Genomic DNA, 11,787 nt, shown 5'->3' with positions numbered 1-11,787 from the left:
GCCATCCACTTCTAAAATATTTTTTATGAGCTACTATCAGCGGCACGTATTTTTCTGCGTCAATCAGCGCGAAGCGGGAGCAGCGTGCTGTAATAATCATGGCGCTCAAGTCATGCGCGATTACGCCAAGGATCGTGTCAAGGCGCTCAGGCTCGACAGCAAGAACAGAAGGGTGCGGATCAACAATGCGGGATGTCTTGATCGTTGCAATGAGGGGCCGGTTATTGTGGTCTATCCGGAAGATGTCTGGTATACGTATGTGGATAAGGAAGACATCGATGAAATCATTGAGGAACATCTGAAAAATGGCCGGGTGGTCGAACGGCTGAGAATCTGACACAGGCGAATTATAGGGCTGCGCTCATTGCTGGATTCACGTCCCAAAAAGTTTTTTATTGATGGTCCTGCGGGAAAGCTGGAAACGGTTCTGGCCGAGCCGGATATTGATCATCCACGCGGTATAGCCGTCATTGCGCACCCTCACCCGCTGTATGGCGGAACGATGAACAACAAGGTTGTTTATACCCTCTTCAAGACTTTGCTCGAACTGGGATTCATCGCGGTCAAATTCAATTTTCGCGGTGTGGAACAAAGCGAAGGTAATCGTTACTCAGGTAACGACAATGGGACGGGCGAGATCGAAGACGTGCTTGCGGTGGTTGAAACCACCGGAAATCAATTTTCTTCCGCCTTCAATGAGTCTCCGCCATTGATGCTGGTTGGATTTTCCTTCGGCGGGGCAATTCAGGCGTATGCCGCGCAACGGCTCAGGCCGCAAAAATTGATCATGGTAGCGCCATCGGTGGAACGATTGAACGTTCCACCCATCGCTCATCCCGGCGCCAGACAGGACATGGAACCTATCACGGATATCCTTATCATTCACGGTGATCAGGACGACGTGGTTCCTCTCAAGACTGTCCTGGCCTGGGCAGCCCCTCAGGAATTGCCGGTGGTTGTCGTTCCTGGCGCCGAACATTTTTTTCATGACCGGCTGCACATTCTCAAACGTATCGTTCAAGATTCATGCCGGCCCTGACTGTCATCAATCTGGAGGGTTTGCAAGGGAGATAATTGGAGGCTCACGGCGCAAAACCAGCTAAACGTTGTGAAGAACAGAATTATGTTTCGCTACGCCAGGCAAACCCAATCCCCGCCGCATCGTTTATGCAACGCCTACTCATCTTGCTCGGGATACTGCTGGTGTTTATGGGCCTCGCATGGCCGTGGCTGTCGAAACTGCCTTTCGGACGGCTGCCGGGAGACATTATTATCGAACGGGAGAATTTCAGGCTTTACTTTCCTCTGACCACGGGCCTGCTGGTATCCCTTTTCCTGTCACTGTTGCTGTGGTGGTGGTCCCGGAAATAACCGCCCTTTTGAAAGGAAAGAATAATTGGATCTTTATGAATCTATGCTGTTTTGGTTCGTCAAGGAATTTCTAAAGGCCGTTTTAGGTCTTGGATTTATTCTAGGATTAATCGTTTTCTTACGATGGATCAGCAGTGATGATTGAACTTTAATCCGGCAGTGGGACGGGGTAAAGTGCGCGATTTTTGGGTACCGGGTAGGGCGGACCGTCGCGGAATGCAACCGTGCGGGGCGGAGCGATTCCTTCCGCAGGAAGGTGCGATTAAACCATTTTGCGAGTCTCGCAATATTCCAGAGGTTCCTTAACTCGAGTTCATCTCGGACTTTCTCTTATTCATTTCAGGCTTTCTTTTGTTCATTTCAGACTTTTTTTTCACTTTAGGCAATTCGCGTTTGATCGGTTTTTTTTCCAAAATTTGTTCAGGCAGCGGCTGAGCCTTATCGGTGAGTGGTTTCAGGACGGGCAAGAGATGCTTCACGACTTGCGTGGAAAGCGCCGACGTGAATTTATAATCCGCGGCATCCGCACCCGGCACAAATGCGGTCATCGTTCCGAAAAAACGATCGCCGATGAAGAACACAAAAGTGGCAGAACGGTTTACTGCACGGGATTCCTTGACGACACCCGGAGACGAGAAGGTAATGTAACGGTGATCTCCCGTCCCTGTCTTTCCCCCGATCAGAATTTCATTGCCGTCCTCCTCCACATTACCATCTTCTTCCACCATGGCGCGGGCGAGTCGCGAAGCAGTTCCCGACGCCACTACATCGGTTAACACGCCACGCACCGCCGCTGCCAATTCGGGGGAGAATATCCTTTCACCCTGGACGGGTGTCGGCTCGACGATGGTTTCAAAAGGTGTACCTGCGCCAAAGTGCAGGCGTTCGATCAGCACCGCTGGAACCCGCACTCCGTCATTGAGAATGATGCCCATCAGTCCGGCAAGTGCGGCCGGGTGGTCCGCCGAACTCCCGATAGCGGTGGCGAGCGACGGCACCAGTGAATCGAAAGGATAGCCGAGCCGCTTCCAGCTGCGATGAATTTCAAGAAATGCTTCAATCTCCAGAAGTCCGCGAATTCGGCTATCCTGCGAGTTCTTGTATTTCGTCGTGAACAGCCAGCGGTAGACAGCTACCCGCTCATCAGTGCTGGCCTTGATCACATCCGCATATTGCGCGCCCGGATGAGTGGTCAAATAGCGTACCAGCCATAGCTCCAAGGGATGGACGGTGACAATATAGCCCTGATCGGCCAGTGAGTATTTGCCGGGGCCGTAGCTCTCATAAAGATCTTGAAGGAAATCCGGGGTCAGGCGTTTAAAAACGGACCGATACGGCCGCATAAACTTCTCGAATTCCGCAAATGTCGAATCGGGATAAAGGTAACGGTATGCGGCTGCCAAACGGCGCGGCGTGTGCCGGAAGCTGGCAAAGAAAACGCTACGAATCATATCCGGTGTCGCCGCTTTATCCTTATATTTAGAATAAAACCGGTTAATAAACTGCTTACCTTCCTTGTCCGCGAATCGTCTGAGATACCCTTCCCGGTCAGGGTCCCCGGCGTCCTTTAGTATCTTGGCGGACGAACCCGCAATGTGGAACATATAGTGGCGCACGATATCCCGCATCAGACGGATGTATACGAGATTGACTGACTTCAGCGTTGCCTCGCGGACGCTCAGAAACTTGCGATTGTCTTCACGCGTGAAATTGTGAAATACATGCGCACCGCCACCCGTAAAAAAACGTTCGTCAGGATTGGCCGAATAGTTGCGCTCCAGAGCGGCATCCAGCATGGTTGCCAGACTCTTGTCCGGGCTCTGCAGTAGATAACCGATCGCCCAGCGGCTAAGCATATCGCTTGGATCCACCTCTTGTTTAAGTAAAGATTTCTTGTCCAACGCCGCATATTTTCCATGCAGTGCTTCGACAATTTCAAGGTAAGTTACCAACGTTCTTAATTTCGCGGTGGAACCCAAATCAAGCTTGGTCCCTTTGTTGATATCCAGGGGTTGATCGAAATTATCAGCCTGAATCCGGAATTTCGCTCCTTCCGGAGTCAACTCCGAGAGCGTGAAGCTGTAGACAATCTTGCCCGGATCCTCCGTATCCAGCATACGGGATCCGTAAAGTCCCGCCGCTTTTGCATATTCCGGGTCTTTTAGCCGGCGCAGCATATCAGTGGTTTTCTGTTGGAGATCTTGGTCAAGAGTGCTTTGCACCGATAAATCCAGCCGGTCCAAATCATACATGCGCTTTAATCCGAGCAGGGACGCGAGACGTATGCGCACCGCATTAACGGCTTTTTGAGCAGAGAAGTTCCTGATTTCTTCAGGTGCCGCGGTATTGCGGAAGCGTAACGGGATTTCCAGCGCGGCATCCCTGAGGCTGGGAGGAATCACGCCAGCCTGGGCAAGCACCCGCAGATGACTGTTAGTAAGTTCTTCGAGCGACTTGCGTCCAGCGAGAAGATAATAGGAAGGTCTACGCTGCGCGATGATCAGACTTAGTACATGCTTGTAGAAGCGCGCCGGCTCGATAAGTGCATCACCTTCGACGAATTGGGAACCGAGGATATGATTGGTTTCATCAAAATCCAGGCCGTACCATACCCATAGACCATCTCCCAGTCCGTTCGCTTCGCCGAAACCTGCGGCACCGGCGAGGGGGACCGTATTGAGATAATCCACTACGATACGCTTACGGGCGGGTAACGTTTCCTCCCCGTCCAGGTAAGCGCGCACGGAGGCGGACGCGACCTGCTGAAGTTTGTCTTGCGGCGTAATCGTCATTCCGTTGGGAGAATGGCGGTATTTCTCGATCTGTGTTGCCAGCGTGCTGCCCCCTACGACGCCGTGTTCGGGACGGAAGACCTGGATTATCTTGTCCAGTATTGCTCTGCCTAGCCGATCCCATTCGATAGCGGGATTCTTTCTTGGGCGAGTGGGATCCAGCAACTCGCGATTCTCGATGAATAACAGGCTGTTCGTCACCAACGATGGAACCGCTTCGAAGTTTTCGTAAGCACGACTGGGGAATGTGGCGCGATACAATGGTTGCCCCCCGCCGGCGGAAATTTCCAGGCCAGCCTGGGTTTTCTCGTGATAAGGGACAAACAAGCCCTGCGCAACAAGTTCCTTCATGCGTGCGGAAGCTCGTGCCTGCGCCTGCACATGAAAACCGTGTATGACGAGATTATGAAGCAGCTCCGGCAATCGGCTATAGCCCAGACGTATATCATAGGGTCCTGACTGCGGAAAATGGGAATCCTCGCTCGGTCCGCTTTTTACTTCCCAGCTCAGCTCATCGGCCAACTTTCCGAGACGGTGTGCCTGGTATGTGGAAGTTTCCGCTTCCCAGTAGAGAAGGAAAGCGGCAATAGTCAGCGCGACGAGAAGCAGGATCAGGACAACAAGGGCAAGAAACTTGAGCGCACGCCTCACGATGGAGTTATCAAAACTGTATTTTGATCTCTATAGGTTATTGAAGATCCGGATATGGATTCAGTTCTACGCTACATTGCATGATTGATTGAGTAAGCGAGATATACGGCAGATTCATTGATATCGTTGATTTCTCTGCATTCGATACCATAAATGCCCGATAATCTCATACATTGCAGCAGTAATACGCTGCAACAAGGGAATTTTGAATCGCATAATAAACAATATGGATGGGAGTCTGCAACGGCATCTCGGAATTGTGAGCCTGACTCCCCGAACCGATGGAACCTTGATGGAATTCTTGAGCCTCCTCCTTAAAACAATTATTCTCCGCCCTTATGTATTCGCATTTCTCGCGGCATTCCTATTCTCTGCACCCCGCCTGATCGGCTGGCGGAGAACTTGGTATTTCTTCGTAATCACATGGATTGTGGCACTTCTGTGCGAGTTCTCTTCCACCCGCACCGGTATCCCGTTTGGCTGGTACCACTATACCGGTTCGACCGTCGGACAGGAATTGTATATCACGGATATTCCATTTATGGATTCTCTCTCATTTCCCTTCCTTCTTTATGCGAGTTACTGCATGGCTCTGGCTTTTCTCCTGCCCGCCTTCAGCAAACGGAACACAGGGCGGGGCGGCATAATCGGAATGCAGTTCCCTCTCGCTACAAGAACGGGCTGGCCTGTTGTGCTCCTGACCATTCTTTTTTTCGTCTTCATCGACATCATCATTGATCCGGTCGCGCTTCGCGGGGAGCGCTGGTTTCTCGGTCAGATTTATTACTACCCTGAACCGGGCACACACTTTGGTGTACCCGTGGAAAATTATCTTGGCTGGGCTGTTGTCGGCTTCCTCTCGCTTTGCGCCTATCTTCCTTTAGATCGCAAGCTCCTTCAGACCGGTCTCTCCATTGACCGGTCGGTGACCGGGCATGTACTTCTGGGTTGCGGTCTCTATTATGGCGTATTGATCTTCAATCTCGCTGTCACATTCTGGATTGGTGAATCACTTCTCGGCATGACGGGACTGCTCATTTATCTTCCGCTGACTTTGCTGCTGGCCCTTCGGCTCCTCGGTCACTCGGGAAGTTCCGAATAATTCCAGTCTGAGGAAATTCTACTCGCACAGGCAACACACCATATTTCATAGTCGCGCTCAAAACTGGCGCCGGGCAATACAGTACCTGAACTATCAGGCTAACGAGATATAATCAGGATAATACTTATCCATGAAAAGTAATTCCAGAATCCCCACCCTCAGACAATAAATTGGAGAATAAAAAATGAAGAAAGTAACCTTGCTGTTAGCGGTTTCTGCATTGGCAAGTTTGGTTGGTTGCTCGAAGACCGATAGTTACACGCCACCCGAGAGTGCAAGCGGGGAAGATATATTCTACGCAAACTGCACCAAATGCCACAAGCCGGAAGCAGCCGGCAATGTGATGACATTGACTGCCGCCGTGGCGAACAAGGATGCCATTATCCAGAAAATACATAAAGGAAGCATGTCCATGCCCGCATTCCCCAATATCAAGGGTGAGCCAGCGCAACGCTTGGCGGAATTTATACTCTCAAACAGCAAAACCAAGTAGGCTACCGAGTGGAAAGCCATTATCCTAAATGGAAGAATACATAGAATGATAGCATGACCGCATCCGCGGGCAGCCTGCCGGATTTGAAGAATCGAAGCAAAAAATTAAAAACCCCGCGGAGCTGCTAAACACATCGTCTGCTCTATTACTTCAGTTTGCGGCGGGATCTCGCTATGGTTATTATTAAGTGGCTGCTTATTATCATTGCCCTCGTGATCATCACGGGAGTCCTCGCGGGTCAACTCGGGCTGCTGAAGGGCACGCCGCCCACTGATCTGGGCGTGCATGAGGGAAGACTTAAGCCTCCCTCAAAAACCCCAAACAGTGTCTCAAGTCAGGCATCGCTCTACCCGGACCATCCTCAGCGTGCGTATGCCAGCATCGCGCCACTATCAATGAAGGATGATGGCGCCGCCACGCTGACCCGCATCGCCAGCATCATCAAGACGATGAACGGCGCGCAAATAGTCAAAATGGACCCCGATTATCTTTACGCACAATTTACTACCCGGATCATGAAGTATGTGGATGACGCCGAGTTTTGGTTTGACCCGGCTGCGGGCGTGATTCAAGTACGCTCGTCCTCGCGCCTGGGAAGCAGCGATTTAGGCGTAAACCGCGAACGTATCGAGTTCATCCGCCAGAAACTAGAATCTTCCTGAGTTTGCTTGATCAGCATCAGCCTCGGTTGGCCGCAAGCCTGGTTCCCGGAAACCGGATGCGCCAAGCCAGGCTGGCACCGGCACAACCATTTCCAACTTCTACGCTTCCTATATGACCGCCGCGCTGCGCCAGATCTCCCGGCTCCTGCCTGGACTACTGATACTGACATTGCTGCTGGTAGGCACCGCATGGCTGGTGCTACGCGGCAGCCTGCCTCAATACGACGGAACAGTGGACATGACGGCGCTGACCGCGCCCGTAACCGTCGAGCGAGATGCGCTTGGCAGCGTGACACTACGCGCGCAGGATCGTCACGATCTGGTTCGGGCACTCGGTTATGTCCATGCGCAGGAGCGCTTTTTCGAAATGGATCTGATGCGGCGCAAGGCAGCCGGAGAACTGGCCGAATTGTTCGGGCCTGTCGCGTTGCCGGCGGACCGCAAAGCACGGATGCATCGCATGCGCGCACGTGCGTCGGCAATACTGGAAGGGTTACCAGCCATACAGCGCGAATTGCTCGATGTCTATCGCGATGGCGTAAATGAGGGTCTCGATGCCCTGATGGTGCGGCCATTTCCGTATCTACTGACGCGTGCACGCCCGCTCGCATGGCGCAGCGAGGACAGCATACTGGTTGTCAAGGCAATGTACTTCATGCTGAGTGGTGGCGATAATCGTCGCGAGCTCGCGTTCTCCACCATGCGCGCAGCTCTCCCGGAAGCCGCCTATCGGTTTCTTACCGCCGGTGGCGGCGCATGGGATGCGCCGCTCATCGGCACGGCGCTTGAGTGGCCACGGCTTCCCTCCGCTGACGAGCTGGATCTGCACAAGCTTGACCCTGGCCTCATGCACGACGATGAGTACAGCGACGACTTTCTTCCCGGCAGTAACAGCTTTGCGGTCGCTGGCTCATTGGCTGCTGGTGCCGCACTGATCGCCAATGACATGCATCTGGTTCTTCGTGTACCGAATATCTGGTTCCGGGCGCGCCTGATCTATCCGAACACGCACCAAACCGGGCTCATGAACGATATCATCGGTGCCAGTCTGCCCGGTACACCCGCCATCGTCGTCGGCTCAAATCGCAAGATCGCCTGGAGCTTTACCAACAGTTATGGTGATTACGCCGATTGGGTTCGCGTTATCCATCATCCGGAGGATGCTTCCCGTTATCGCAGCGCGACGGGATGGAGTTCCGTTACCATTCACCGCGAAATCCTGCGTGCACGGGGCGGGGATGATGAGACGCTGGATGTGTACGAGACGGAATGGGGTCCTGTCCTGGCTACCGACCATGACGGTACGCCGCTCGCGCTGGCGTGGGCCGCGCACCGATCTGGCGCGGTAAATATGGAGCTTACTCTTTTGGAGCAAGCGAAAACCGTGAATGAGGCAATCACGATTGCGCAGAATGCGGGCATTCCGGCCCAGAACTTTATCGTCGGCGATCGGGATGGCAAAATTGCCTGGACCATCGCAGGCCGGATTCCCGCGCGGACCAGCGGCTATGATCCAACACTTCCCGCGGACTGGAGCAAACCGGATACCGGATGGAATGGCTGGCTCATGCCCACACAGTACCCGCTGATTGTCGATCCACCGGAGCGGCGTCTTTGGACCGCCAATGCACGTACCGTCGACGGTTTGCTGCTCGACCGGCTCGGCGATGGCGGCTACGACCTTGGCGCGCGCGCAATGCAAATTCGCGACGGCTTGCGCGAACATGGCCACTTCTCGCCAGCCAGCATGCTGGCGATTCAGCTTGATGATCGCGCATTATTCCTCACGCGCTGGAAAAAATTTCTCGAGCTCACCTTGAATCGAATGGAACCAGCGCCCTGGCACACCGAAATGCAGCAGGCGCTCCTCGATTGGAACGGACATGCTTCTACGGATTCCGTGGCTTATCGCTTGGTGCGCGCATTCCGCCAGGAAGTCATCGACAGTGTGCTCAGCGGCTTTGCCGCTGCCATCCGGCGCAACGACCCGAACTTTGTGCTGCCAAAGCTGAATCAGGCCGAATATGTGGTGTGGACATTGATCGAGCATCGTCCACAGCACTTGTTGCCGCCGGTTTACGCTGGCTGGGATGACTTGCTCGTCAGCTGTGCCAAACGCGTAGCCATACGCATGCAAAGTCTGCCGGGTGGCATCGCCGAACGCCGCTGGGGCGAGCGTAACACCGCGCGCATCCGGCATCCGCTTAGCAGCATTCTGCCGGAATTTGTCGCAAACTGGCTGGACATGCGGAAAGACGCTCTACCTGGTGACATCCATATGCCACGCGTGCAAACGCCGGATTTCGGTGCTTCACAGCGTTTCGCGGTCGCACCAGGCGATGAAGAGCACGGCTATTTCGAAATGCCCGGCGGACAGAGCGGCCACCCGCTCTCGCCATACTATGGTAGCGGTCATGCCGATTGGGTTGCCGGCAAACCAACGCCATTTCTGCCGGGTCCACCCCGGCAGACCCTGCGACTTCATCCCGTCACACATCGTGCCACCAATACGCCATGATGATTAAGATCCAAGCAAAAGCCAGTTTGGCATGATGAACCACACTATTGGGCAAGAAACCAATATCATCGATTTCCCATTGCTCCATTACAGAGGCTCACCCCGGTCTCGGCTCGATGGCCTGGACTCCCTTCTCGTAATGAGTATAGATATAGATGGGCAACGCCAACTCACCAAGATGATGCGCAACCAGCGGCCGCACCACATCCCAATCCAGTCCACCTGCGCCGGTGGCAAGACGCGGTAACGCCAGGCTGGTGAATTTGTCATTCTCCAATAGATAACGCAATTCACGCAGTGCCTCATTGACATACTTGGTTGTGGCACGCCCTGATCCGCTACCTGGACCATGCAGCGCTTCGTGAGTAAGCAAATTGACAATGCGTTTACTCATCGCACCGGACCACACCCACGCATTACCAGATTTCGGCTGTGCAGTGTGGCAGTAATGCCGGAAATCCTTGACCATGGCCGGCCATTGCTCACCCAGGCTCAAGGCCAATCCGTGATTGAAATGATCATCAGGAGCAACCCCATGAGCGATGACCTGAGCATGACTCAACAGAATATCGCCCCTTACTTCATGAATCATGCGGCCTCCAGTAATGGGGACAATTAAAAATTAAGTATAGCAACTTAATTTTTATTTGCTGGCGCACCGAATTTGTAAAAAGATAAAACGAAATGCGCAATAACCTGCGGTACTAAAACAGTATTCTGCGCACGCACCCTGATGCTTGCTCATAAGAATTACAAGCTTGACCAATAAATTGACGAACGTAATTTTTCATATTTGGATTGACAAGCAGCTTTGAGTTTTCTATATAAAAAGAGATACTATTTTTAGTGAGATCCCATCGTCTATTGGAAGTTTGGTGAGAATACCGTGCCAGTATTACTTCGCCATGGGTTCTGATTCCGAGGAGCTATCATGATTAAAATATTCTCCGCCCTATTCGCTACAGTATTTGCCGGTGTCGCATTTGCACAAACGGTTCCCGCCCTGCAAACCCGGATTGTCGCGACAGGCCTTGACCAGCCGTTGTTCGCGACTGCGCCCGAGGGAGATTCACGCCTGTTCATTGTCGAGAAAGGCGGTTTGATCAAGATCCTTGAGAACGGGACGGTGCTGCCAACGCCTTTTCTCGACTTATCCGGCTCGGTCGATACCAGGGGCGAGCGCGGTCTGCTTGGCATGACGTTCGATCCGAACTTCGGGGATAATCGGCGCTTCTATGTCAACTATATCGACAAGACCACTCTCAATACGGTGGTTGCCACCTATCAAGCCAGCATCGCACAGCCTAATGTAGCGGATGCCGCCAGCTCGCAGACTGTGATCACCATTGCGCAGACCGGATTCAGCAACCACAAGGCGGGCTGGATTGGTTTTCGCCCCGGCGAGGCTGGCAATCTTTATATCGGCACCGGAGATGGCGGATCTCGTGACGATCCCAATAATCGCGCGCAAAACCTCAAGGATAATCTTGGCAAAATGCTGCGTGTCGACGTAGCGGCAGACCGCTTCCCCAATGACACCACACAATATGGCTACGCGATTCCCGACGGCAATCTGGCGAATGGCAACCCCGGAATCAACCCTGAAATCTATGCTTACGGACTGCGTAATCCATACCGCGACAGCTTCGACCGGGAAACAGGCACTCTCTATATCGCGGATGCCGGGCAGGATAATCGAGAAGAAATCAACATCGGCAGCGCTGGTGCCAACTATGGCTGGCGCGTGTTCGAGGGAACCCGGTTGAATTTTCCCAACGATATACAACCTTCAAATCACACACCACCAATCTTCGAATATGATCATAATGGTTTAGGCGCTTCAATCACCGGCGGCTATGTATACCGCGGATCGCTGATCGATGGCCTGCAAGGTACTTACTTCTTCGCCGACTTTGTTACCGACCACGTGATGTCTTTCCGTTTCATCGGCTCCGGCATTACGGAACTCACTGACCGAACCGCCGAACTGCTGTCTCCAACCGGCATTTCCGGACGAGTTTCTTCATTCGGCGAAGATGGCTTTGGTAATTTGTATCTGGTGAGCCTTAACGGCCAGATTGGAATGATTACCGCCATACCGGAGCCGGAAAGTTACGCGATGATGCTGGCGGGAATGATTCTGATAGCGCTATGGGTCAGACGTAGAGAGAATATGCCGGGATTAATATTATCTTGAT

Annotated in this window: 10 protein-coding genes; 8 read left to right on the top strand and 2 right to left on the bottom strand. The window is 53.0% G+C overall.

The features are described 5' to 3' along the window. Positions 1-25: 25 nt before the first annotated feature. The 3 genes from BLO43_RS05720 (at position 26) to BLO43_RS05710 (ending at position 1,371) form a co-directional block, all read left to right on the top strand. Positions 26-337, top strand: a complete 312-nt coding sequence (locus BLO43_RS05720; RefSeq protein WP_074631589.1) for a (2Fe-2S) ferredoxin domain-containing protein — start codon at positions 26-28, stop codon at positions 335-337. Positions 338-367: 30 nt separating this feature from the next. Continuing rightward, complete coding sequence (locus BLO43_RS05715; RefSeq protein WP_139149246.1) at positions 368-1,039, top strand: alpha/beta hydrolase; 672 nt, start codon at positions 368-370, stop codon at positions 1,037-1,039. Positions 1,040-1,167: 128 nt separating this feature from the next. Beyond that, positions 1,168-1,371, top strand: a complete 204-nt coding sequence (locus BLO43_RS05710) for a DUF2905 domain-containing protein (RefSeq protein WP_074634166.1) — start codon at positions 1,168-1,170, stop codon at positions 1,369-1,371. A gap of 302 nt (positions 1,372-1,673) precedes the next feature. Here BLO43_RS05710 and BLO43_RS05705 read toward each other — a convergent pair whose 3' ends face one another. After that, entirely contained in the window at positions 1,674-4,814 is a 3,141-nt protein-coding gene (locus BLO43_RS05705) for a transglycosylase domain-containing protein (RefSeq protein ID WP_090906229.1), read from the bottom strand. A 205-nt stretch (positions 4,815-5,019) separates the two neighbouring features. On the opposite strand from BLO43_RS05705, the gene BLO43_RS05700 reads away from it, so the two are divergent. The 4 genes from BLO43_RS05700 (at position 5,020) to BLO43_RS05685 (ending at position 9,589) form a co-directional block, all read left to right on the top strand. Further along, positions 5,020-5,916 carry a carotenoid biosynthesis protein gene (locus BLO43_RS05700; protein ID WP_254773355.1) on the top strand — a complete coding sequence of 299 codons (897 nt, stop codon included), beginning with the start codon at positions 5,020-5,022 and terminating at the stop codon, positions 5,914-5,916. A 184-nt stretch (positions 5,917-6,100) separates the two neighbouring features. Then, positions 6,101-6,409 (top strand): c-type cytochrome, encoded by a 309-nt coding sequence (locus BLO43_RS05695; protein ID WP_090906228.1) that lies wholly within the window; start codon positions 6,101-6,103, stop codon positions 6,407-6,409. Between the two features lie 173 nt (positions 6,410-6,582). Beyond that, positions 6,583-7,071, top strand: a complete 489-nt coding sequence (locus BLO43_RS05690; RefSeq protein ID WP_074631586.1) for a DUF1499 domain-containing protein — start codon at positions 6,583-6,585, stop codon at positions 7,069-7,071. A gap of 112 nt (positions 7,072-7,183) precedes the next feature. Then, positions 7,184-9,589, top strand: coding sequence for a penicillin acylase family protein (locus BLO43_RS05685; RefSeq protein ID WP_090906227.1), 2,406 nt, complete (start codon positions 7,184-7,186; stop codon positions 9,587-9,589). A 97-nt stretch (positions 9,590-9,686) separates the two neighbouring features. Here BLO43_RS05685 and BLO43_RS05680 read toward each other — a convergent pair whose 3' ends face one another. After that, on the bottom strand, positions 9,687-10,181 hold the full coding sequence (locus BLO43_RS05680; RefSeq protein ID WP_090906226.1) for a macro domain-containing protein: 495 nt from the start codon (positions 10,179-10,181) through the stop codon (positions 9,687-9,689). A gap of 339 nt (positions 10,182-10,520) precedes the next feature. Between BLO43_RS05680 and BLO43_RS05675 the strand changes: the two genes are divergently transcribed. Further along, entirely contained in the window at positions 10,521-11,786 is a 1,266-nt protein-coding gene (locus BLO43_RS05675) for a PQQ-dependent sugar dehydrogenase (protein WP_090906225.1), read from the top strand. Position 11,787 lies beyond the last annotated feature (1 nt).

Source organism: Nitrosospira sp. Nsp13 (assembly GCF_900101945.1).
Taxonomy (GTDB): Bacteria; Pseudomonadota; Gammaproteobacteria; order Burkholderiales; family Nitrosomonadaceae; genus Nitrosospira; species Nitrosospira multiformis_D.
This window is presented reverse-complemented; position numbering and strand designations above follow the sequence as displayed.

Coding starts and splice junctions, on each gene's coding strand:
- BLO43_RS05720 (WP_074631589.1), top strand. CDS start 26: ATGAGCTACTATCAGCGGCACGTATTTTTCTGCGTCAATCAGCGCGAA.
- BLO43_RS05710 (WP_074634166.1), top strand. CDS start 1,168: ATGCAACGCCTACTCATCTTGCTCGGGATACTGCTGGTGTTTATGGGC.
- BLO43_RS05695 (WP_090906228.1), top strand. CDS start 6,101: ATGAAGAAAGTAACCTTGCTGTTAGCGGTTTCTGCATTGGCAAGTTTG.
- BLO43_RS05690 (WP_074631586.1), top strand. CDS start 6,583: ATGGTTATTATTAAGTGGCTGCTTATTATCATTGCCCTCGTGATCATC.
- BLO43_RS05685 (WP_090906227.1), top strand. CDS start 7,184: ATGACCGCCGCGCTGCGCCAGATCTCCCGGCTCCTGCCTGGACTACTG.
- BLO43_RS05680 (WP_090906226.1), bottom strand. CDS start 10,181: ATGATTCATGAAGTAAGGGGCGATATTCTGTTGAGTCATGCTCAGGTC.
- BLO43_RS05675 (WP_090906225.1), top strand. CDS start 10,521: ATGATTAAAATATTCTCCGCCCTATTCGCTACAGTATTTGCCGGTGTC.